The sequence below is a fragment of the Chitinimonas sp. BJYL2 genome, from assembly GCF_027257935.1.
GTDB lineage: Bacteria > Pseudomonadota > Gammaproteobacteria > Burkholderiales > Chitinimonadaceae > Chitinimonas.
The window spans coordinates 377,285-400,258 of sequence record NZ_JANZKW010000003.1 but is presented as its reverse complement, the minus strand read 5'-3'; the positions used below and the strand labels follow the sequence as shown (position 1 = coordinate 400,258).

At 61.6% G+C, this 22,974-nt stretch carries 21 protein-coding genes; 10 read left to right on the top strand and 11 right to left on the bottom strand.

Annotated features, from left to right (window positions below; all coding sequences use genetic code 11):
- The first annotated feature begins 108 nt into the window (after positions 1-108).
- The 4 genes from O9X62_RS11705 to O9X62_RS11690 all read left to right on the top strand — a co-directional run bounded on the left by O9X62_RS11705 (position 109) and on the right by O9X62_RS11690 (position 3,832).
- Entirely contained in the window at positions 109-360 is a 252-nt protein-coding gene (locus O9X62_RS11705; RefSeq protein WP_269533047.1) for a YfhL family 4Fe-4S dicluster ferredoxin, read from the top strand.
- 78 nt (positions 361-438) lie between these two features.
- On the top strand, positions 439-1,203 hold the full coding sequence (locus tag O9X62_RS11700) for a hypothetical protein (protein WP_269533046.1): 765 nt from the start codon (positions 439-441) through the stop codon (positions 1,201-1,203).
- A 61-nt stretch (positions 1,204-1,264) separates the two neighbouring features.
- Positions 1,265-2,932: an energy-dependent translational throttle protein EttA gene (gene ettA, locus O9X62_RS11695; protein WP_269533045.1), complete on the top strand. Its 1,668-nt coding sequence runs from the start codon at positions 1,265-1,267 to the stop codon at positions 2,930-2,932.
- 75 nt (positions 2,933-3,007) lie between these two features.
- On the top strand, positions 3,008-3,832 hold the full coding sequence (locus O9X62_RS11690) for a DUF2846 domain-containing protein (protein WP_269533044.1): 825 nt from the start codon (positions 3,008-3,010) through the stop codon (positions 3,830-3,832).
- Between the two features lie 65 nt (positions 3,833-3,897).
- Here O9X62_RS11690 and O9X62_RS11685 read toward each other — a convergent pair whose 3' ends face one another.
- Together O9X62_RS11685 and O9X62_RS11680 are read right to left on the bottom strand one after the other, a co-directional pair.
- Positions 3,898-4,824, bottom strand: a complete 927-nt coding sequence (locus O9X62_RS11685; RefSeq protein WP_269533043.1) for an RluA family pseudouridine synthase — start codon at positions 4,822-4,824, stop codon at positions 3,898-3,900.
- A 123-nt stretch (positions 4,825-4,947) separates the two neighbouring features.
- A complete protein-coding gene (locus O9X62_RS11680; RefSeq protein WP_269533042.1) occupies positions 4,948-6,414 on the bottom strand; it encodes a hypothetical protein in 1,467 nt (488 codons plus the stop codon).
- A gap of 393 nt (positions 6,415-6,807) precedes the next feature.
- Between O9X62_RS11680 and O9X62_RS11675 the strand changes: the two genes are divergently transcribed.
- Positions 6,808-7,686: a hypothetical protein gene (locus O9X62_RS11675; protein WP_269533041.1), complete on the top strand. Its 879-nt coding sequence runs from the start codon at positions 6,808-6,810 to the stop codon at positions 7,684-7,686.
- Positions 7,676-8,962, top strand: a complete 1,287-nt coding sequence (locus O9X62_RS11670; protein WP_269533039.1) for a hypothetical protein — start codon at positions 7,676-7,678, stop codon at positions 8,960-8,962. The genes O9X62_RS11675 and O9X62_RS11670 overlap by 11 nt, the downstream gene beginning before the upstream one ends.
- Before the next feature lie 62 nt (positions 8,963-9,024).
- On the opposite strand, the gene O9X62_RS11665 is transcribed toward O9X62_RS11670, so the two are convergent.
- Positions 9,025-9,888, bottom strand: coding sequence for a Tim44 domain-containing protein (locus O9X62_RS11665; protein WP_269533038.1), 864 nt, complete (start codon positions 9,886-9,888; stop codon positions 9,025-9,027).
- A gap of 65 nt (positions 9,889-9,953) precedes the next feature.
- On the opposite strand from O9X62_RS11665, the gene O9X62_RS11660 reads away from it, so the two are divergent.
- Positions 9,954-10,814 (top strand): DUF429 domain-containing protein, encoded by an 861-nt coding sequence (locus O9X62_RS11660; protein WP_269533037.1) that lies wholly within the window; start codon positions 9,954-9,956, stop codon positions 10,812-10,814.
- Here O9X62_RS11660 and O9X62_RS11655 read toward each other — a convergent pair.
- From O9X62_RS11655 to O9X62_RS11640, 4 genes are all read right to left on the bottom strand, one after another.
- On the bottom strand, positions 10,789-11,304 hold the full coding sequence (locus O9X62_RS11655; RefSeq protein WP_269533036.1) for a lipocalin family protein: 516 nt from the start codon (positions 11,302-11,304) through the stop codon (positions 10,789-10,791). The two genes, O9X62_RS11660 and O9X62_RS11655, sit on opposite strands and share 26 nt — an antisense overlap.
- Before the next feature lie 77 nt (positions 11,305-11,381).
- Positions 11,382-12,134, bottom strand: a complete 753-nt coding sequence (cobA, locus tag O9X62_RS11650) for a uroporphyrinogen-III C-methyltransferase (protein ID WP_269533035.1) — start codon at positions 12,132-12,134, stop codon at positions 11,382-11,384.
- A 1-nt stretch (position 12,135) separates the two neighbouring features.
- The gene (locus O9X62_RS11645; RefSeq protein ID WP_269533034.1) at positions 12,136-12,651 is read right to left on the bottom strand and encodes a DUF934 domain-containing protein; all 516 of its coding nucleotides are present in this window, start codon (positions 12,649-12,651) and stop codon (positions 12,136-12,138) included.
- The gene (locus O9X62_RS11640) at positions 12,644-14,311 is read right to left on the bottom strand and encodes a nitrite/sulfite reductase (RefSeq protein ID WP_269533033.1); all 1,668 of its coding nucleotides are present in this window, start codon (positions 14,309-14,311) and stop codon (positions 12,644-12,646) included. Before O9X62_RS11640 ends, O9X62_RS11645 begins: the two co-directional genes overlap by 8 nt.
- A gap of 278 nt (positions 14,312-14,589) precedes the next feature.
- Here O9X62_RS11640 and pepN point away from each other — a divergent pair, with 278 nt between their 5' ends.
- The 3 genes from pepN to O9X62_RS11625 all read left to right on the top strand — a co-directional run bounded on the left by pepN (position 14,590) and on the right by O9X62_RS11625 (position 19,955).
- Entirely contained in the window at positions 14,590-17,238 is a 2,649-nt protein-coding gene (gene pepN / locus O9X62_RS11635) for an aminopeptidase N (protein ID WP_269533032.1), read from the top strand.
- A 150-nt stretch (positions 17,239-17,388) separates the two neighbouring features.
- Positions 17,389-17,823: a response regulator gene (locus O9X62_RS11630; protein WP_269533031.1), complete on the top strand. Its 435-nt coding sequence runs from the start codon at positions 17,389-17,391 to the stop codon at positions 17,821-17,823.
- 5 nt (positions 17,824-17,828) lie between these two features.
- Positions 17,829-19,955, top strand: a complete 2,127-nt coding sequence (locus O9X62_RS11625; protein ID WP_269533030.1) for a bifunctional diguanylate cyclase/phosphodiesterase — start codon at positions 17,829-17,831, stop codon at positions 19,953-19,955.
- A 6-nt stretch (positions 19,956-19,961) separates the two neighbouring features.
- Here the strand turns inward: O9X62_RS11625 and O9X62_RS11620 are convergent, their stop codons facing one another.
- The 4 genes from O9X62_RS11620 to O9X62_RS11605 form a co-directional block, all read right to left on the bottom strand.
- Positions 19,962-20,447 carry a DUF1569 domain-containing protein gene (locus O9X62_RS11620; protein ID WP_269533029.1) on the bottom strand — a complete coding sequence of 162 codons (486 nt, stop codon included), beginning with the start codon at positions 20,445-20,447 and terminating at the stop codon, positions 19,962-19,964.
- 61 nt (positions 20,448-20,508) lie between these two features.
- Positions 20,509-20,931 (bottom strand): DUF962 domain-containing protein, encoded by a 423-nt coding sequence (locus O9X62_RS11615; protein WP_269533028.1) that lies wholly within the window; start codon positions 20,929-20,931, stop codon positions 20,509-20,511.
- Positions 20,932-21,016: 85 nt separating this feature from the next.
- Complete coding sequence (locus O9X62_RS11610; protein ID WP_269533027.1) at positions 21,017-21,730, bottom strand: helix-turn-helix domain-containing protein; 714 nt, start codon at positions 21,728-21,730, stop codon at positions 21,017-21,019.
- A gap of 98 nt (positions 21,731-21,828) precedes the next feature.
- The gene (locus O9X62_RS11605; RefSeq protein ID WP_269533026.1) at positions 21,829-22,902 is read right to left on the bottom strand and encodes a bifunctional nicotinamide-nucleotide adenylyltransferase/Nudix hydroxylase; all 1,074 of its coding nucleotides are present in this window, start codon (positions 22,900-22,902) and stop codon (positions 21,829-21,831) included.
- Between the last annotated feature and the right edge of the window lie 72 nt (positions 22,903-22,974).

The following is a 22,974-nucleotide window of genomic DNA, read 5'->3' as shown; positions in this document are numbered from 1 at the left end:
AAACATCGGTCGAGCCGCTGATGCGACAAACCCGCCGCGCAAGGTGCCCTGATCTGCAGTGGTACAATGCTCCACTGACCCGTTCCAGATGTTTGCCGAGTACCGACCATGGCCCTGATGATTACCGACGAATGCATCAATTGCGACGTGTGCGAGCCCGAGTGCCCGAATCACGCGATCTCGCAGGGCGCAGAAATCTACGAGATCGATCCGGAGCTGTGTACCGAGTGCGTGGGTCACTTCAACGAACCGCAGTGCCAGCAGGTGTGCCCGGTAGACTGTATTCCGCTCGACCCGGACCGCAAGGAAAGCAAGGAAACCCTGATGGACCGGTATATCCGGATCACCGCCAAGGCCTGATCCACACCCGCCCCACAGAAGAGGCCTGCCATTGCAGGCCTTTTGCTTTGATGGCACGGGCTTTGCAACGCGCAGCCCATGCGCGCCCAAGCCACTGTCCCGACTTCCGGCCTGCCGCACGGCCACCCGCCGGCTGCAGCACCACCTCTGCGCCTGCCCGCAGCCGCCGGTTTTGAAGCCTGGTTCGCGCAGGCACTCGCTGCAGCCAGCCCGGCCGCCGATCCGCATCTGCTCAGCGGCCCCGCAGATTACGGCCTATGGGGCACAACGCCCGATGCGGAAGGCAAGCTCAATCTCACCGAAGTTGCAGAGAATCTGCGCGCCACGCTGCCGGCACTGGCGGCAAACCTCGGCAAGGCTTGCCGTGATCACAGCCTTGCTGTGCCGCCGATGCTGCGGCTTGAGGCACAGATCAGTCTGCAACCGACCTTGCCATTCGATCAGCGGGCGCAAGCCCTGCAACAGCTGTTCGACGCCACACCGGGACTGGTGCGGCAATTCCGGCGGCTCATGGCCGGGTTCGGCTTCGTACGCTGCAGCGATGCGCTACGTGCTTATCAGCGCGCCCTCGGCAAACTGGGGCCCAGCCGGCTTGCCGCTGTACTGGCTACCCTAGGCGATGTGCATGCCTCACCGACACTGGCCATCGCCTTTGATGGCCAGACCTGCTGGCCGGAGGAAGCCAGCGGTGAGCACTGGCGCCCGCTAGCCAGCCTGGCGCAGCTCGATCGCGAGCTGCTGGCGCTGGCCGGTGCCAGCCACCGCGCGCCCGAACCCGGCCTGCCGCTTAGTACCGCCCTCGACCCGCATCGCGCTCGCTTCGACAAGCTCAATCCACGCTGATCCGCCAAGCGCCCGGCTTTGTTAAACTGGTGGTCTTTCTCCCCTACTGATTCGAGACACCATGGCCCAGTACGTCATGTCCATGCTCCGCGTGAGCAAGATCGTTCCGCCCAAGCGGCAGATCATCAAGGATATTTCCCTCAGCTTCTTCCCTGGCGCCAAGATCGGCCTCCTGGGTCTGAACGGTTCGGGTAAATCGACCGTGCTGAAAATCATGGCCGGCGTGGAAAAGGAATACGAAGGCGAAGTCCAGTGGCTCCCCGGCATCAAGATCGGCTATCTGGCACAGGAGCCCGAACTCGATGCTGCCAAGACCGTGCGTGAGGAAGTCGAAAGCGGCATGGGTGAAGTCATGGCGGCGCAAAAGCGCCTCGAAGAGGTCTATGCCGCTTATGCCGAACCCGATGCCGATTTCGACAAGCTGGCGGAAGAACAGGCCAAACTCGAAGCCATCATCGCTGCCGGCGCCAACGACAATGTCGAACACCAGCTCGAACTGGCTGCCGATGCGCTGCGCCTGCCGCCTTGGGATGCCGTGATCGGCCACCTCTCTGGCGGTGAAAAGCGCCGTGTCGCGCTCTGCAAGTTGCTCCTGAGCAAGCCCGACATGCTGCTGCTCGACGAACCTACCAACCACCTGGATGCCGAATCGGTGGAATGGCTGGAACAGTTCCTTGTGCGCTTCCCCGGCACCGTGGTGGCCGTTACCCACGACCGCTACTTCCTCGACAACGCCGCCGAGTGGATTCTGGAACTGGACCGCGGCCAGGGCATTCCCTGGAAGGGCAACTATTCCAGCTGGCTGGAGCAGAAGGACGAGCGCCTGAGCCAGGAAGGCAAGTCCGAAGCCGCGCGCCAGAAGGCGATGAAGCAGGAACTCGAGTGGGTGCGCCAGAACCCCAAGGGCCGCCAAGCCAAATCCAAGGCGCGTATCGCCCGCTTCGAGGAACTGAGCTCCTTCGAACACCAGAAGCGCAATGAAACCCAAGAAATTTTCATCCCCGTTGGCGAGCGCCTCGGTAATGAAGTGATCGAATTCGATGGCGTGTCCAAAGGCTTTGGCGACCGCCTGCTGATCGACAACCTGAGCTTCAAGGCGCCTCCCGGTGCCATCGTCGGCATCATCGGCCCCAACGGCGCCGGTAAATCGACGCTGTTCAAGATGATCGCGGGCAAGGAACAACCGGATAGCGGCACGGTGAAGATCGGCCAGACGGTGCAGATGGCCTTTGTGGAACAAAGCCGCGAAGGGCTCGAAGGCAACAAAACGGTATTCGACGATGTGGCCGGTGGCCACGAGATGATCACCGTGGGCAAGTTCGAGATGAGCAGCCGCGCCTATCTGGGCCGCTTCAACTTCAAGGGCGGCGACCAGCAAAAGCAGGTCGGTACGCTATCGGGCGGCGAACGCGGCCGCCTGCACCTAGCCAAGACCCTACTCAAGGGCGGCAACGTACTGCTGCTCGATGAACCGTCCAACGACCTTGATGTGGAAACCCTGCGAGCCCTCGAAGACGCGCTGCTGGAATTTGCCGGCACCGTGTTCGTGATCTCCCACGATCGCTGGTTCCTTGACCGGATCGCCACCCATATCCTGGCGGCCGAAGGCGATTCGCAGTGGGTGTTCTTTGACGGCAACTATCAGGAATACGAAGCCGACAAGAAGAAGCGCCTGGGTGAAGAAGGTGCGAAGCCGAAGCGGATTCGTTACAAGCCGATCAGCCGTTAATCAGCCCTTTGGCGATGCCGGTCGGAGTCTCCGGTATCGCCAACATATAACCATATGAAGTCTTGGAGGAAAGCTTTGAATCGAATTGCACTAATTGCGCTCATAAGCGTCGGTTTTCTAAGTGGCTGCGCATCTGGCCCCAAAATGGCGGAAATCAAAGACAAGATTCCACCAATTGCAACCGGCAAGGGGCGCATCTATTTCTATCGCGACAACAATATGGTCGGTGCAGCTGTCCAGCCGAATATCAGGGTTAACGAAGAGGTTGTGGGGAGTTCCAAACCCGGTGGCTTCTTTTTTGTGGATAGACAGCCCGGCAACTACACGGTAGCCACTTCAACTGAAGTGACCCGAAGCACACATGTCGCACTGGAAGCAGGCAAGAAAAAGTACATCAAAACAAGCATCTCTATGGGCTTATTCGTCGGACACGTTACACCAAATGAAATTACCGAAGCTCAGGGTGAATTGGATCTGAATGGCCTTGCCTATACAGGTGACCCGACGCTACTGCTTGCGCCGAATCAGACGCCGATACAGAGCAAGGCTATAGCTTCGGCGGAACTCATTGTGAACACCCAGCAGGCCAGCCGCATGCCCGTTGCACCACAGGCAGAAATGCCGGCACCGTCCACCGTGGCAACTCTTACCCCTTTGGATGCGGCGCCACGTAGCGAACCTGCTCCACCACCGGTGGTGTCGTACTCCATCAAGGACCGGAAACTGGGTACTTGGTCCTATGAGGCGGAACAGTTCGCCAACAGCAAAGGCTGCAAAAGCGGCAGTTCTGGTGCTTGGTTGATCGGCAAGGCTGATTACGTTGAGCACTATCAAGTAGCTTGCATCGATGGCAACAAATTCACGGCGGTTTGCGACCAAGTTGCGTGCCAAGCAGGTTAGGCAGGGCAGAGGGAGCCTACGGTTAGTTACACGCAGGCTCGCTTCTAAGCTAGCTGATTGCCACGTTATTCACTTTCCCTCGGACTCGACGATCCTTCGGATAAAGCCACCAGCCCGCGCCTGCTCTCAAAACAACGCGCCTCCCCCGTATAAGGGTCCTTGAACGCCAAAGTACGAGCCAGCAGCTGCAAAGGCCGGCTGAAATCATCCCCTTTATCCGGCAGCAGTACCGGATACCAGGGGTCGTGAAGAATCGGGATGCCCAAAGCCGCCATGTGCGCGCGCAACTGGTGTTTTCGCCCGGTATGGGGCGAGAGCCGATAGTGGGCCAGTTCACCATGCCGGGCGATCAGTTCAACCAGCGTCTCGCTATTAGGCTCCCCGTCCACCTCCTGCATGGAAAAAAAACCTTGGCCTTCTTCAAGCCGGCTACGGTGGACGAGTGGCAATGCCAGCGCCTCACGCCAAGGCGCAACGGCCTCGTATACCTTGCTCACTGCACGGGCTTCGAACAGCTTCTGATAGGCGCCACGGCTAGGGGGATGCAGGCAAAACATGGCGACCCCCGCTGTTTCCCGATCCAGCCGATGACAGGGCGTCAACTCAGGGAGGTCGAGCTGATGCCGCAGCCGCGATAACAGCGTCTCGCGCAGGTGCCGCCCTGCAGGAATCATGCTCAGGAAATGCGGCTTATCAACCACCAGCAAACGCTCATCACGGTGCAGGATGTGCGCTTCGAATGGCACGGGCGTCTCATCCGGTACTTCGCGGTAGTACCAGATGCGGCTACCCGCCACATAAGGCGCATCGAGCCCCTGCGGCCGCCCTGTCTCGTCCACCAGTTCGCCGCGCTGCAGGCGTGCGCGGAGGATCTCTTCTCCCACATGGGGGAACCGGGCGATCAGGTAGGTCAGCAGATCAGGCCAGGACTCGCAGGGTAGCCACAAGAAGCTGGGCGCGACACCGTCGCGGTGAGGAAGTGGCGAACTCACGCCCTTGCTCCGTCTCTCGTCAACAAGGCCGCGAGTTTACCGTTTGCGCGATCCAGGCGGCGGGCGTTTCGCCGCGTGGTGATGGTCAATCACACGATGAAACGCCCGTCGCTTGCCGGATGCTCAGTAAGGTAGCCCGGTCAGCTGGGTAAAGCGCGCCCGCGCTGCCGCATCAGCCTGATGGTCTTTGAGCAGATGGTGCTCAAGCAGCATGTATTGCTCAAGGCGCAAGCCCAGGTCGGCAAATACCGGGCGCAGATCGTAGGGGGCGGGTTGATTGATGATCCGCTCCAGCAGCGCGGTGGCGTCATACCCTGTGGTGCTGCGGATAACCCGAAGCAGGTCGGCAAAGTCATAGCGCTTGCCGGCTTGACCGAACTCGGCATGCATCGCCCGCATCACATCCGGCAGCCCTTGCTTGCCCTGCGTGGCCTTGCGTAACTCCACATCCAGCGCCAGCGCAGCAATGCTGCCACCGCCATACACCAGCAGCCAGTTACGATGCTTGTCGGCTGCGGCCGCACTGATGGGCATGGTCAGTCCCTGTGCCTGGCGGGCCACGCTCTGGCCGCGGCTGAGGTTCTCGAACCACTGCATGAGCGCCTGCCGACTGATCAACTCGTTGCGAGCCATGGACGTGAGCGTCAGATAGTCCGTGACACCCTCCTTGAACCACTCCTCGTGCCCATCCTTGGGAACGAGCGTCAAGCCGTTCCAGAAGTGCAGGAGCTCATGGGCCATCACGCGGCCCCAGATCGGCAGGGTTTGCCTTTCGGCAGTGCCATTGATCAACTGGCTGAAACTGCCCGAAAAGGCACCACCATCGCCACTCGCACCGGCGTTGACCACCACCAGATAGCGCTTGGACTGTGGCGGCCCGCCGAACAGGGCAAGATAGCTGTCCAACTGCTTCTGGAACAACTCACGGAACAGCGAGCGAGCTGGCCAATAGGGCTTGCCCAGCACCATCTGCACCTCCATCCCGCCGGACTTCAGCGTTTCGGTGCGTGCCGTGCCCATGAAAATCACGTTATTGGCCAGTGCCTTGCGGGTTTCGGCGATAAAGACATCGGGGCTGGCTGTAGCCTGCCACGGGGTGTGCGCTTGCCACCCGGCAGGCAAGTCAAAGGTGACCCGCGTCTCGCCCAGCATCTTTTCCCCCGGCGCCAGGAACAAGGCGTACCCCGAGGCCAGAATGCCCTCATCGGTGCGGTACAGGACTTCCTCTACACCACCAGGCCATGCGTAACGATCATGCTCCAGGCGGATGTCGTAGCGATAACGCAGGCGGCGATCCCCCTGCAGGGCAAACTCGCCCTCACCCAGATTCTTGGTCGCCACCGGTTGCCCGGCGCCATCCACCACGGTCAGGTTCTCCATCAGGTCCGCCTGGCCGTTGGGCAGGTTCGGCAATGGCTCGACGCCAAAGAACATCAGGGTATGGCCTGCCACCCAGACATCCGCCTCGATATGCGCCTTTTGCGCCTTGGCATCGATTCTGACCTTGTAATGATTGGCCTGCTGATCCCACGCCCACACCGGTTGGGATAGCAGCAGACCCACGAGTGCTGCAGCAATGTGGTGATACATCGGAACTCCTGATGACGGTAACAGGCGCCCAAGCGGCCCCTGTCTGTGAATGAGTCCTATAAACATACCAATAAGTATGCTTATTGAGCAAGGCCGTCCATCATCCGTGCACAGCGCATTGTGCGCTGGCGTAAGTACAACATTCACCAGTCAAGCGCATGCTTGGCTTGTGAATTAGCGCAATTACTCTAGGATTCCGTCGCAACCGGAACATACCGGTCTTGTTTTCCTTGCCAACGGCAAGGAATGCGTCGGGCAGCACAGGGGAGTTGTTCCAGTCGGGCCAGAGGAAACTGCCGGAACCATGCGGCAGCGAAGACGGCGTCATGCCGTCTTATGCCCATCTCTGTGAAATGCCTGCTTCGTCTCACCCACCCACAAGGAGCGTGCAGCATGTTGCAGCGTTATCGCCTTATCCTCGTTGGCCTGCTGGCCAGCCTGGCCTTGCCGGCCTTTGCCGCCAATTACACCCTCTGGATCAACGGTCGTACCGGGGGCGGCCAGATCGGCAACTACGACAGCTTTACCTATTGGGGCCCGGCCAGCACGGCCGCAGGCGTCAACAAGAAGGCCGTGAACTGGGATGGTCGCAGCCGGATTGCCGACCAGAACCACCTCGTGCGTAACGCACTCGACTGTTTCTGCACCGGCGGCAACTGGTGTTACGTGGCTGTGCACAGTGCCGGTGACCTGATGATGGGTTACACCATGGCCAACTACGGTGGGTCGACCCGGACCAAGATGACACCGAGCCCGAACGCCTCCGGCGTGTGCAGTGCCTCGGGTGCCGGTACGCAAACCGGCTGGAACATCAAGTGGGTCAACGTGGCCTCCGGCGCGGCTGGCGGTTCGGAACTCTCCGATGTGGGTTCTTGGGCCGTATCGGAACCGCTGGTACAGGATCTGAAAACCACGACGGCACGTGCGATGTACAACCACAACACCACGCGAGGTGTCTGGTTCTACATGTTTGCCGGCGCCAAGGGCACACTGTATTCCAGCATTCTCCCGGGTCAGGATGACGAAGCGGTGGCCTATCACTCCACCGGTGGCGTGTCCGGTACTTCGGGCGCAGGTTTTTGCAATCCGTCCGACTGGTTCTGCAATGATCTGACCTTGGGCACCGCAGCCAATGAAGGTGGTCGCACCAAGTGGAGTTACCACTCGGTGAAGTTCCGCGATAACAACGAAGCCTACAACCACTACGCCAACGGTAACTGGGGCGGCATCATCTCGGTGGTTCGTAGTGACGTTGTCACCAATGCCCAATAAACCACCGAGCGGCCCGGCAGGATCGGGCCGCCTCGCCACGGTGTCCAGCCTGATGCTGGCCGCCGTGGCGGTGGCGGGGCTGATCTGGCTGATCTGGCCGGCAGATACCTCACCGCCTCCGCAGGCGAGCCATAGCACCGCCACTGGTTCAGCCAAGGACAGCATGGAGATGCTGAGCGCAGCCCCCAGCGCCGCCACGATTGCCGCGATGACCCCTGCAGAGCGCGCCGCTGCACTTGCTCATTGGCGCGAACGGCTCGAACGCGCCCAAGCCACCTTGGACAGCTATCGCCAGACCACGCAGTATCCTTTTGACTCCCGCCCCGCCAGCGAGCATGAGGATCAACTCCAGCCCAACCGTCCCGTCGAGGAAGAGCAGGCGCTCCACGACGGCAACGGCAATGTTGACCCGACTGTACAGATCATCACCAGCCAAAGCCGCGTCTATGTCGCCAGTGGCGAAGCCGTGCTGTTCACCATCACAGCCCGCCAGCGAGATGGGCAAACCCTGCCATTGGCCGTAACCGAAGCCACCGCCCGTGCCATGCCGCATGCCGGCAGCGGTGCCTTGCCAGCCATGGTCGTCGCCTTCAACGATCAGGGGCAGGCAGGCGACCTGCGTAGCGGGGATGGCATAGCCTCGGCCCTGCTGGTGCCAGCGCAAAGTCCGCTCGCGCAGTTCGACGGCACCATCCGCCTTCAGCTGGCGTATCAGGCCGGTGACCGTAACGGGCGCCATGCTTTCGACATCATCTACACGCCCCAGGTGCCCGCTGTCTGGGCGGGTAGCTTCAAGGACACCATCGAGGCTGGCTCCCTGGTCTTGCGCATCCCTGTCGATGTCCGGCAGGCGGGACGTTTCATCATCAACGCACGGATTGACGACGCAGACGGCAAACCGTTGGCCTTGCTGACCTTCAACGACATGCTCGATAGCGGGCCCCAGCAGTTGAAGCTGTCCCTGTTCGGCAAGCTGATCCGTGATCTCAAGCCCCGCTTCCCCCTAAGCGTAAGGGATGTGGATGGCTATCTGCTGCGAGATACAGGCTTTCCTGACCGAGTCCTCATGCCGAGATTAACGGGGCGCGTTCATCAGACCGCCAGCCATGCCCTGACGAGCTTTGCCAGCAGCGAATGGCAAAGCGAAGAGCGTGACCGCTACCTCAAGGAGTACGGCAAGGATGTTGCCGAGGCGCAGACTCAGGTGGAGGCCCTGAGCCAGATCGACTGCCAGGACGAGCGTAACAAGGATGACCCGGCCTGCCGGCGTGCCTGAGCGTACCGCCAAATAAAACGGGGAGCCTCAGCTCCCCGTTTTTGATGGATGCTCGCGCTGTATCAGGCGGCCTGTTGAATACCAGCAACCACCCAGCCACTCTTGCCCGACTTGCTCAAGTGCCAGGTTTCCTCGAATCGTTCGGCGCTGGCATCGGCAGACTCGCGAATCAAGCCATGGAAACGTACGCTGGCGATTTCGCGGTTGCTCTCACGGGCGTAATCCACCAGCTCCGCATCCAGCTGAACCACATCGGTCACATTGGCGCTGGAGCCGCGTTCTGCCAGCTGCATCTTGATTTCCGCAAACATCTCGGGCGAGGTGAACTCGCGCAAATCATCCAGATCAGCCGCATCATAAGCTGCCTGCAAACGCACGAAGTTGACCTTGGCGACGCGGACAAACGCCTCCACATCCAGCTCTGGCGGAAATGCGGTGAGTGCATCGGCACTGAACGCACCCGTGTCATTCACCGAACCATACTGCTGGCGATAATCCTGCTGGCGATAGTCTGCCGGGGCGACCGGCGCATTACCGGCACCAGCCGGCGCATATTGAGCCGGCGCTGCGGCGGCAGGACGCATGCGCGCCATCACGAAGCGGATCAGGAAGAAGGCGCCCACGGCCAGCAGGGCCATCATGGCGAAATTGGCCATGCCTTCACCCATGCCCAGGTGCGAGAACAAGGCGGCAAGGCCAATACCGGCAGCCAGACCCGCCAGCGGGCCCATCCAGCTGCGCTTCTGTGCGGGCGCAGCTTGCTGGCCCTGCTGCTGACGCTGCATGGGCTGATCAGCCTGACGCTGCGGCGCGCTACGCTGCATGCCCGACGATTTGCCACCGCCGAAGCGCTTGGCCTCCACTTCGACGCTCATCACGCCAAAGCTGACAAAGAAGGCAAACAGGAATACGAGAACACGTTTCATGATGGGCACAGGCTCCAGTTGGTTTCGTGCGTTTAGATCAGGTCAAATCCCGTAAAGTTCAAGCCATGCCAGACAAATTACCGCTTACGCCCTCGCCATCCACCCGGCAGCTTCTGTTCGGCGTGGACTTTACCAGTCGCCCCGGCCGCGGCAAACAGATCACGGTGGCACAAGGCGACCTGACCGATGCCGGCGTACGGCTCGACAGCACCTCGCGGCTCGACAGTTTTGCTGCCTTCGAGGCGATGCTGGCCACGCCCGGCCCATGGACAGGCGGCTTCGACTTCCCCTTCGGCCTGCCGCGCGAATTCGTCGAACAACAGGGCTGGCCCACCTGCTGGCCCGATCTGATCCGCCATTACGCGAGTCATGGCCGATCCGACCTGACCTCACTGTTCCGCAACTTCTGCAACGCGCGTCCCGCAGGTAACAAGTTTGCGCACCGCGCAGTAGACCGGCTCGCGCGCTCCAGCCCTTCGATGAAATGGATCAACCCGCCAGTTGCATGGATGCTGCTCGAAGGGGCGCCGAGGCTGCTCGCCGCTGGCGTGAGCCTGCCCGGATTGCATGCCGGTGACCCGGCGCGGATCGCACTCGAAGCCTACCCGGCCCTGCTCGCGCGGCAGATCATCGGCAACGCCAGTTACAAGAACGACGACCCGGCCAAACAGACGCCTGCCCGCGCAGAGCACCGCCTCGCCATCGTCAATGCGCTGTGTGGTGATGTACCGCCACTGGGACAAAAACTGCTGCTCACCCATAGTCAGCGCACAGCCATCATCGACGATGCCAGTGGCGATCTGCTCGACGCCGTGCTTTGCCTGCTGCAAGCCGCTTGGGCCGCTACACAGGTCACCTACGGACTGCCGGCGCAGATCGACCCGGTGGAGGGCTGGATCATTACGGTGCCTGCCGCGTCAGTTTGAGCCGCTCTAGGTCAAAACCTTGCTGTTGCGCGATGGCACGCGCTGCAGCCCAATCGGCCGGCGGCAACTGCGGTGTGCGCGACAGGATCCACAGATAGTCGCGATTCGGGTTGCCAACTACAGCCCAGCGGTAGTCCGGATCGAGCCCGATCACCCAGTAAGGGGCAGAGAACGGCCAGAAGAAACTGACCTTGAGCTGCGCATTGCCGGTGCCGGCCACTACGCCGGCCTTGCCTGTCACCTCCGAAAAACTGCCATCCTCCTTGCGGCAGCGATTGCGCACTGAAACCCGGCCGTCCTCCAGCAAGCCATATTCAGCCGTGGTATCAGCCACGCACATGCGCTGGAAAAACATGGGATAGCTGGCAACTTCGTACCAGGTGCCCAGATACCGTTTGAGATCCAGCAAGGCGACAGACTGGACAGGCGCAGCCAGCACCGATGCCTGCAGGCCATGGCAAGCAAGTAGTAAGAGCAGCAAACGTTTCATGATGGTTGCAAACAGCCCGGTGGAGAAAGCGACCAGCTTACCCCCTGCGACCGCCAAGCGGCTGGCCTAGCGTTTGTTCAGGCCCGTGCTTGCATTGGTGCCGCTTCGGCCAAGGCCAACCTGGCGCGGTACACCTCGCCGATCAGCAAAATGGCCGGACCGGCCAGTTGCCAGCTCGCGGCCAGGGGCAACTCGGCCAGCGTCATCGCCCACTCGCGCGATTGCGGCAGCGAGGCGTTCTCGATAATCAGCAAGGGGGTATCGGCGCGCAGGCCGCCGGCCAGCAAGGCCGCAGCCACTTCGGCGGCCTGCTTCACGCCCATGTAGAGCACGGCGGTATCGGCAGCGACCACCGGGCGAACCCAGTCGCTCGGATCTTCGCCATGGCCCACACGGGCGGTGGCGAACAATACATTGCGCGCCAGACCGCGGCTGGTCAGCGAGATGCCGGCATCGGCACTGGCAGCCAAGGCCGCGGTGATACCCGGCACCACTTCATAGGCAATGCCGGCTTCATCCAGCGCGTGCAACTCTTCCTGCGCCCGACCGAACAGCATCGGGTCGCCCCCCTTGAGGCGCACCACGCGCTGATATTTATGCGCCGCATCCACCAGCATCTTGTTGATGAACTTCTGCTGCATCGAGGCCTGGTCGCAACGCTTGCCCACATCAATCAAGGTGGCTTGCGGGCAATAGGCCAGCATCTCGGGCTGGACCAGCGCGTCGTACAGCACGCAGTCGGCCGCTTGCAGCAGACGCATACCGCGCACCGTGATCAGGTCGGCCGCGCCGGGACCGGCGCCAATGAGCCAGACCTTGCCCGAAGTCATCTCAGGCACTCCGGCGGCGGAACAGCGGCAGCGGCTGATCCGCCGCGCCCTGGTAATACTCGGTGAAGTCGTCGAGGCCCTTGGCGGCTTCTTCGACATCCTTGTCGGCACGCACTTCAAACGCATCGAAACCGCAGCGCTTCAGATAGAGCATGGTGTCCTTGAACACATCACCGACGGCACGCAGCTCGCCGGTAAAGCCATAACGCTCACGCAGCAAACGGCCGATACTGAAGCCGCGACCGTCGGTAAACGCAGGGAACTCGACAGCGATGATGGCGAGCTGGGCCGCATCCGAGCCCAAAGCTTCGGGTTCGTCGTCCGGCGCGAACCAGATACCGACATCGGCTCGGCCAATCAGCTCGTCGCGACGTTCGAGCCATTCCTTGAGCGGCAGCAGGCTGTGCGGCGGAACGGCATCGTCGGCCGCCTCGGCCAGTCGCAGCCAGTGGTTGGCAATGATCTGGCGCTGGCCCGTGGCGCGATCCAGTTTAACGATATGGGGCGCCTTAACCATGGGCACGCTCCTTGGCATAGATACGGGTCTTGAAGGGCTCCATGCCCACGCGATCGAATACATCGAGGAAGCGTTCGTCATCCTGACGATGCTCCACGTATACGTCGATGATCTGCTTGACCACACCCGGTACATCGTCCTGCGCAAAGCTCGGGCCGATCACCTTGCCCAAGCTGGCGTCGTGGCCCTGACGGCCGCCGAGCGAGACCTGGTACCACTCGGAACCGCTCTTATCCACGCCCAGGATGCCGATATGGCCCACATGGTGATGGCCGCAACTGTTCATGCAGCCGGAGATATTGAGGTCGATCTCGCCCAGGTCGAACAGGTAGTCCTGATCGTCGAACACGCGCTGGATGCCCTCGGCAATCGGAATCGACTTGGCATTGGCCAGGTCGCAGAAGTCGCCGCCGGGGCAGCAGACGATATCGGTAATCAGGCCGATGTTGGGCGTGGCAAAACCGAGCTTCTTGGCGGCTTCCCACACAGCAAACAGATCAGACTGCTTCACATCGGCCAGGATCAGGTTCTGCTCGTGGCTGACGCGGATTTCACCGAAAGCGTACTGGTCGGCCAGATCGGCCACGGCATCGAGCTGTGCGTCGGTCGCATCGCCCGGTGCCACGCCAGTGGCCTTGAGCGACAGGGTGACGGCCGCATATCCGGGCACCTTGTGCTTGAACACATTGCGCTCTACCCAGCGGGCGAAGGCCTTGTTCTCGCTGCGTAGCTGGGCAAAGCCGGCGTCCTCAGCCGGCAGGGTTTCGTAAGCCGGGGCGGTGAAGAAGGCAGCATTGCGGTCGATTTCGGCCTGAGTCAGCGTCATCGGGCCATCCTTGAGATGTGCCCATTCGGCTTCGACCTTGGCGGCAAACGCGGCGGGCGTCATCGCCTTGACGAGGATCTTGATGCGCGCCTTGTACTTGTTATCACGACGGCCATAGCGGTTGTAAACGCGCAGCACGGCGTCCAGATAGCTGAGCAGGTGCTGCTGTGGCAGAAACTCTCGAATCACGGCACCGACAATGGGCGTACGGCCCAAGCCACCACCGACGATGACCTTGAAGCCGACTTCGCCGGCCTCGTTGTGCACCACATGCACGCCGATATCGTGCACCCAGGTCGCAGCGCGGTCTTCGACCGAACCGCAAACGGCGATCTTGAACTTGCGCGGCAGGTGGGCGAATTCAGGGTGGAAGGTAGACCACTGGCGGATGATTTCGCACCAGGGACGCGGGTCGATGATCTCGTCATGGGCCACGCCGGCAAACTGGTCGGTGGTGGTGTTGCGCACGCAGTTGCCACTGGTCTGCACCGCGTGCATCTGGACAGTGGCCAGATCCGCGAGGATATCGGGCACATCTTCCAGCTTGGGCCAGTTGTACTGGATGTTCTGGCGCGTGGTGAAGTGACCATAGCCCCGGTCGTACTTGCGGGCAATGTGCGCCAGCATGCGTACCTGCTTGCTGGTGAGATGGCCATAAGGCACCGCCACCCGCAGCATGGGTGCATGGCGCTGGATATAAAGGCCGTTCTGCAGGCGCAGCGGGCGAAACTCTTCGCCGGTCAGCTCGCCCGATAGAAAACGGCGGGTCTGGTCGCGGAACTGGGCGACGCGCTGGTCAACGATGCGCTGGTCGTAATCGTCGTAGATATACATGGGAAGCCATCTGGTTTGCCGGCACTGCGGGCGCAGTACCAGCCATGATCAAGGCAGGCAGATTAGCAGCGCGGGTGGGCGCAAAGAACAATTCTTTGCATCTATTCATATCGCGCCGCCCGCATATAACCCGATCATCCATAAGCATTGACGAGCATTCGCGTTTACTTCTGCAAAGTGCCTCAAAACAGGTAGCGGTTTATAATTGCGCGTTTACCCCATTCCGGACTACGCGGGCCGCAGCGATCCTGCCTCTCTCCCGCGCGATAGAAAGCACCATGGCCAAGCTCGACGTCAACACCCCCCAGCCCATCCAGCTCAAGGATTACACGCCCCCCGCCTTCCTGGTCGACAAGGTCGACCTGACTTTTGATCTGGAGGAGACGGGCACGCGGGTGACCTCGCGCTTGGTGCTGCACCGCAACCCCGCACATCCCGATGCGCGCGCACCGCTGAGCCTGCACGGTCGCGAGCTGGAGCTCGAATCGATCAAGCTCGATGGCGAATCGCTCGACGGTAGCCGCTATGAGCTTGATGGCGAAGAACTGACCGTGTCGGCCATGCCCGACAACGCCATCCTCGAAATCGTCACCCTGATCCATCCCGAAACGAATACCAGCCTCAACGGCCTGTACCGCTCGGGTGCCAACTTCTACAGCCAGTGCGAGGCCGAAGGCTTCCGCAAGATCACCTATTACCTTGATCGCCCAGATGTGATGGCACGTTTCACCACCACCATCGTCGCCGACAAGAGCAAGTGGCCGGTGCTGCTCAGCAATGGCAACAAGGTCGGCGAAGGCCAGCTTGACCGCAACCGCCACTGGGTCAAGTGGGTCGATCCGTTCAAGAAACCGGCTTATCTGTTTGCGCTCGTCGCCGGCAAGCTCTCGCTGCTGGCCGACAAATACACGACCGCATCGGGCCGTGAAGTGGCACTGGAAATCTTTGTCGAGCCGCAAGACCTCGACAAGTGCGCCCATGCCATGGAGTCGCTGAAAAAGTCGATGCGCTGGGACGAGCAGCGCTTTGGCCTGGAATATGACCTCGATACCTACATGATCGTCGCCGTGGGCGACTTCAACATGGGTGCGATGGAGAACAAGGGCCTCAACATCTTCAACACCAAGTTCGTGCTGGCTCGCCCCGATACCGCCACCGATGTGGACTTCGACGGCATTGAGGCCGTGATCGCGCACGAGTACTTCCATAACTGGACCGGCAACCGCGTGACCTGCCGCGACTGGTTCCAGCTCTCGCTCAAGGAAGGCCTCACGGTTTTCCGCGATCAGGAATTCTCGGCCGATATGGGCAGTCCCGAGGTGTGCCGCATCGAGGCCGTACGCGCATTGCGCACCCACCAGTTTGCCGAAGATGCCGGCCCGATGGCGCACCCGGTACGCCCCGAGAGCTATATCGAAATCAACAACTTCTACACCGTTACCGTGTACGAAAAGGGTGCCGAAGTCGTGCGCATGTACCAGACCCTGCTGGGCCGCGATGGCTTCCGCAAGGGTATGGACCTGTACTTCAAGCGCCACGATGGCCAAGCCGTGACCTGCGACGACTTCCGCGCCGCGATGGCCGACGCCAATGATTACGATCTGAGCCAGTTCGAGCGCTGGTATCAGCAGGCCGGCACACCGGTGCTCAACGTTCGCGGCCAGTACGACGCCGCCGCGCGCCGCTACACATTGACCGTCTCGCAAAGCTGCCCCGCCACACCGGGCCAGACTGAAAAGCTGCCCTTCCATATCCCGCTGGCACTGGGCCTGGTCGGCCCCGATGGCAGTGATCTGCCACTGCGCCTGCAGGGTGAAAGCGAAGCCATCAACGGCACGCGCGTGCTATCCGTCAAGGCGGCGAGCGAGACGTTCGTGTTCGAGGATGTGGCCGTCGAGCCCGTGCCTTCGCTGCTGCGCAATTTCTCGGCCCCGGTGAAGCTGGACTTCCCGTGGACGCGCGCCCATCTGGTGCACCTGCTGGCCCACGACAGCGATGCCTTCTGCCGCTGGGAAGCCGGACAGACGCTGATGCTGCAAGACCTGCAAGGCCTGATCGACGCTGCCCGCAACGGTGGCGCACTGACGCTCAACGACGATTTTGTCGAAGCCCTGCGCGCCCTGCTGGCCGACGACACGCTGGACCCGGCACTCGTGGCCCTGATGCTGACCCTGCCGGCAGAAACCTATCTGGCCGATCAGCAGACCGAAATTGATCCCGATGCGATCCGTGCAGCCCGCGAAGCCATGCGTCTGGGTCTGGCGCGTGCCCTGCGCAACGAGTTCAAGGCGGTCTATGCCCGCCTGCAAGACAGCAGTCCCTACACCTTCGACGCCGCCGCCGTAGCCCGCCGTTCACTGCGTAACACGGCGCTAAGCTATCTGGCCGAGCTGGACGAACCCACCCTGCTGGAACTGGCCGAAAAGCAGTACGCAAGCGCCGACAACATGACCGATGCCCAAGCCGCCCTGATGGCCTTGGTCAACTGGCCTGAAGGCGATGCCGCGCTCGATGCCTTTGCCGCCAAGTGGGCCAATGAAGCGCTGGTCATGGACAAGTGGTTCGCCCTGCAAGCCATGAGCCGCCGTCTGGGTACGGTGCAACACGTTAACGCCCTGATGCAGCATCCGGCGTTCTCGATGGCCAACCCCAACAAGGTACGCTCGCTGATCGGCAGCTTCGTGCACAACAATCTGGCAGGGTTCCATGCTGCCGATGGCAGCGGCTACGAGTTTGCCGCCGACGCTGTGCTCAAGCTCGACCAGCTCAACCCGCAGGTGGCAGCGCGCATCGTGGGGTGCTTCAACCGCTGGAAGAAGCTCGAACCCATACGCCGGGCTCGCATGCAGGCCGCGCTGGAACGCATTGCCGCGCAAGTCGGTTTGTCACGCGATGTGTACGAGATCGTTTCCAAGAACCTGCAGTAAGCCCGATCCACGCTCAAACCGTTGATCCGGGACCTGACCGGCCACACTCCGGCGGGTCAAATGCGAGGCTGCACTTGCCGTGCAGCCTCGCTGTAGTCTAGTGTTCAGGCGAATCAACCATGATCGGGCCACCTTGCCCGCCCCCGCCGAATGCAACCGCCCATCCTGCTGGTCGAAGACAACCCTGACGACGAAGCGCTCACGATTCGTGCCTTCAGCAAGAACGGCATCCAGAATCCGATCACCGTTGCGCGCGACGGGCAGGAAGCCGTCGATTATCTGTTTGGTCAGGGCTTGCACACCGGCAAGAGCAAGCACGATCGGCCCGTGTTGATCCTGCTGGATATCAAGCTCCCCAAGCTCAATGGTATCGAGGTCTTGCGGCAGATCCGCAGCCACGAACAGACCCGCCTGATTCCGGTTGTCGTCCTCACCACCTCCAAGGAGGAGGATGACCTCGTCAAAAGCTACAGCCTGGGCGCCAACAGCTATATCCGCAAGCCGGTCGACTTCATGCAGTTCATGGAAGTCGTGCGTCAGGTCGGTCTTTATTGGCTGATGCTCAACGAACCGGTCCAGAACTGAGCACCATGGATAGCGCGGCCCAGGTCAAACAAGCCCTGAGGGTGCTTGTTGTCGACGACTCCGAAGACGATGCACTGCTCAATATCCTGGCGCTGAGGCGCCAAGGATTCAGTGTGGATTTCCAGCGCGTCGATCGCGCCGATGCCATGCATGCAGCCTTGTCGGGACAGCACTGGGACCTGGTGCTGTCGGACTACTCCATGCCGCGTTTCTCGGCACAGGAAGCGCTGGCCATCTTCCAGCAGCATGGCCGCATCATCCCTTTCATTGTCGTTACCGGCACCATCGGCGAAGAGTCCGCCGTGGCGATGATGAAGGCCGGGGTCAACGATTTCATACTCAAATCCCACCTCAAGCGTCTGGCCAGCGTGGTGGAACGCGAGCTGCGCGAAACCGACAACCGCCGCGCCAAACGCCAGGCCGAACTGGCGCTCAGAGAAAGCCAGGAACGTTACGAGCTGGCCATTCGCGGCGCGAACGACGGGCTGTGGGACTGGAATATCCGCGAGGACACCCTCTACCTGTCGCCGCGCTGGAAGGCGATGCTCGGCTACCGTGAAGACGAGCTGGTCAATGCACCCACCGATATCTGGATGAGCCTGGTTCATCCGGATGAACGCGACAGCATGCGCGCGCGCTTGATCCAGCATTTGCGTGGCGAGACCCCGCACTTCGAGACCGAGCACCGCATGCAGCATCGTGACGGTAGCTGGATCTGGATGGCCACCCGTGGCATGGCCTTGATGGACAAGGAGTCGGGGCGCGCTTACCGGATGGCTGGTTCGCTCACCGACATCAATGAGCGCAAGCGGGCCGAAGAGCAGATGCTGTATGACGCCCTGCACGATACCCTGACCGGCTTGGCCAACCGCCCCATGTTCACGGATTTTCTGGGGTTTGCGCTGGGTCACTCCACCCGCGACCCCAACTATCTCTGCGCGGTGCTGTGCCTGAATCTGGAACGATTCCGGTATATCAACGACAGCTTCGGCCATGCCACCGGGGACCAGATTCTTCGTGTCACGGCCGAGCGACTCGTTCGCATACAACGCGCTGGCGATGTGGTTGCCCGCTTTGGCGGCGATGAATTCGCCATCCTGCTCGACAGCATCGACGATCCGACCGAAGCCCTGCGGCAGACGGAAGTGATACTCGCCGAGCTGGGCAAGCCGATTGACGTGGAAGGCCACGAAATCTACCCCGGCGCGCGGGTCGGCATTGCGCTATCCAGCGGCGGATATGCCCATCCCGAAGAAATGATCCGCGATGCGGATACCGCCATGCACCGCGCCAAGCAACGCGGTGCGGGCAAGTTCGAAGTCTTTGATCGCACCATGCAGGGCACCATGCTGCGGGCGCTCAAGATGGAACAGGAAATGCGCCGGGCGCTGGCGGCGCGCGAGTTCCGTCCATATTTCCAGCCCATCGTCGACCTGAACTCCGGCGAAATCGCGGCGTTCGAGGCCCTGGTGCGCTGGTTGCAGCCCGATGGCAAGCTGGTCAGCCCGGCCGAATTCATTCCGCTGGCCGAGGAAATCGGTCTGATCAACGCCATCGGCAAGCAAATGCTGGAAGATGCCACCCAGCAGATCGCCCGCTGGCAACAGGCCTTTCCTGATCGCGTACTGCGGGTCAGCGTCAATCTCTCGGGCAAGCAGTTCAATCAGCCCGATCTGGTCGCGCAGGTCGACAATGCCATTGCCCAAGCCGGCATCGAGCCGCACCTGCTGGAGCTGGAAATCACCGAGAGCATCTTGATGGACAGCACCGATGCCATCATCACGATGCTGCAATCCATCCGCGCCCGTGGCATGCAGATCCTGATGGATGATTTCGGCACCGGTTATTCATCGCTGTCCTACCTGCACCGTTTCCCCTCGAACGTGCTCAAGATCGACGGGTCTTTCGTGCGCCAGATCACCGAAGATCATTTCAGCCGCGAGATCGTCCGCGCCATCATCCTGCTGGCCCGCAACCTGGGTATGGGTGTGATTGCGGAAGGCGTCGAAACCGCCGAGCAACTACAGGTGCTACGGGATCTGGAATGCACCTTTGCCCAGGGTTTCTACTTTGCCCGGCCCTTGCCGGCCGAGGAAGCCACAGCCCTGATTGCCAGCGGCCGCAGCTGGTAAGGTGGGTCAAGCCGCCTGCAGCGCCGCCAGATGCGCTTGCAGGTGCAGTGCCTGTAGCCTGTCGTAATCTGCCGACGCCAGCACGCCATAGGCAAAATGCGGTGCCAGTGGCTTGCCCGCCCGTATCGCCGCCTCGAACGTCTCTATCGCCGCGAGCAAACGGGTGACCGCCCCGGCCAGTGCGACGCCCTCCACGATTACCGGCGCCCCGGGAATGGGCTCGTGCAAATCATGTGACACCCGGTTACGCCACAGGAACACCCGCGCCGCACTCTGCCCCAGCGTCTGCCGGAACCAGCGCGGCTTGAGGCGGGGGTAGCCCGTCAAGGCATACTCGATACTCTGCGCACAGTGCACCAGCGCCACCTGAGGCGACATTCCACCCGCCGTAGCGCGCAGGTTCTGCAAGGGCAAGGCCGCGAGTCTGGCCCGCATGTCTGCCAAGGTCAGCGGTGGGTCTGCTGCGTACACGGGCAAGGTGGCAAGCGCCATCGAGGCCATCCCCCAGCCCAGCAATCGACGCCGGGACAATCGGTATGTGCGCGGTGCCATCTCAGTACGCGATGCCCAGGCGGCGATAAATGAAACCCAGCAGCCAGGCCGGCCCGACAAGCAGGAACTTGATGTCATCAAAGAAAGAGGGTTTCTTGCCCTCGACCTTATGGCCCACAAATTGGCCCACCCAGGCCAGCACGAAAATCAGCACGCTGATTTCCAGCACATGCGGCATCTGGCTCAACACCACCAGCATGGCACCCGCCACCAGCAACATGCCTGCCGCAATGGGCAGGGAAAGCCGGATGTAATAGACCAGCGCAAACACGGCAAAACCCAGCGCCAGCCAAGGTGTGGCTGCCCAGAGCAGACCCAGCAGGCTGAAAGTGATCAGCGGCACGCACACCCAGTGCACCCGCTTGTTGAAGGCGTTTTGGTGGCTCTCGCCGTAACGATCGAACAGGGTTTGTATGGCGCTCATGGCGGTCTCCTCTTGGTTTGTGGAAACCACTGTAGCGCGCAAGGCAGGGCCACGCTTGAACGATTGTGCAGCGGATGGTGCGCGATCAGGCAACGATGGTAATGCGGCTCAGCGTAGAGGGAACAACGCCAAAGGTGGCATGAAACACCCTGCTCATATGGGCCAGATCGGCAAAACCAGCATGGTGTGCGGCCGTAGTCAGGTTGGCGCCGGTAGCCAGACGTGCCACCGCGTCGAGCAAGCGCATCCACAGCAGATAGCGACGCAGGGGTAAACCCGTGTGCAGGCTGAACAACTGACTGAAGCGGCGTTGCGACAGCCCCAGCTCGGTAGCCGTGCTGGCAGCGTCGCGCTCGGGATCAGCCGCCAGCCACGCCAGCGCCTGAGCGATCCGGGCATCATGCGCGGGTGCGCGCTCGAAACCCGGCAACCAGCCTTGCTGCCATTGCTGCACCAATGGCTCGCACAAGTCCAAGGCACGCGGGATCTGCCAGGCATCGGTCAATGCCTCGCAGAGGCCGGGATCAATCACGGGTTCGGGCGGGCGTTGGCGCCAAGGCTCCAGAATGCGCTGCGCCGGATCAATGAACAAATGCGCGATCAGCGCACCATTGGCGGCAATCTTGTGCTGCTGGCCGGGCCACAGGATGGCCGCACGGCAGGGCTTGAGTTCTGCCCCGTCGCGGGCCAGCCGGAACTCGCCTTCCAGCGCCACGCTCAGCTGAATCGCATGGTGCGCATGCGGTGTGGAATCGGTATCCACGCCCAGCACCAGCGCCCTGCCCCGCCACAGATACATCCGTCCCTGTCTCATGACTTCAGTATAGAAGCCCCACCACAACGGCAATACGGGAATGCGCGGACCTCGCCGAGGAACCCGTTGATGCCTTGGGTCGGCTAGACCTGCCCAAGAAACCAGTTGACGATATAGAAGTGGTCCTCGAACAGCTGCTCTTCCATGCGGTTGAACTCGAACAAGGGCACCCACTTGGCCTGATCGGCGTCATCACTGCCGCGCACGCGCGGCAGGCCGTCACTGGTGGGCGCCAGCTCGATCAGGAAAGCATGGGTAATCGTGCGGCCACGCAAGGATCGCTGCGGATGATCGAACACGCGGCTGCTGCGCACCGAACCAGCCAGCACCGGTGCAGGCACCTTGAGGCGGGTTTCTTCCTTGAGCTCACGGATCACCGCATCCTTGACGCGCTCGTCCGGGTTCACGAAACCACCGGGCAAGGCCCACAAGCCCTTGCCCGGCTGCGAGCGACGCCGCACCAGCAGCACATGGCCCGAGTGGATCACCACGGCATCCACCGTGACAAACGTGGGCGGATACGGTGCAGCGGCCCAGCTTTGCCGGTAACGCTTCACGAACAGGTATTCATCCTGCAGCTTGGCGAATGTCTCGCTGGCACGGAAGGTATTGAGCCAGCCGAACACGGGCTCGGGCACCAGTGCCGCGCAGGCCGGCCAGCCACCTTCACGTTCGGGATCGAAAAACGCATGGCGGATGCGCGAGGCGTGCACATCGGGCAGCTCGGGCGCCTCAACGCGTGCCCATTGCGGGAACAGTTCCAGGTATTCGGCATTCCCCTTGCTGGCACCCCGCGGCGGCCCGACGATGCCGATACGGAACTGCGCCTGACGGCTGCCCACATCGGACGTATCCACCGCAATCACCCGGTCTACCAGGTTCTGCACCTCGATCAGCCACTGCTGATCGTTGTACATGCGGTCCGAAATACCGACCACGAACACGCGCGATTGCTGCTCCTCGCTGAGCGCCAAGCGCACCATGGCCTCGCGGTCTTCCACCGTGAACGGATGCATGGGGTTGCGTGCCTGCCGTGCCGAGCCACACAGCACAACAACCTTGTCAGCGCGCTCCAGCGCGTGTTGCAGGGTCCACAAATGGCCATTGTGGAACGGCTGGAAGCGGCCGATGAAAATCAGGTAGTCGAATTCGCGCATGGGTATTCCGGGCCTCGCCCAGTGGATTCGGCGGCCGCAGGCCGCCTGATCGAAGAGGCGAAGTGTAGTTCA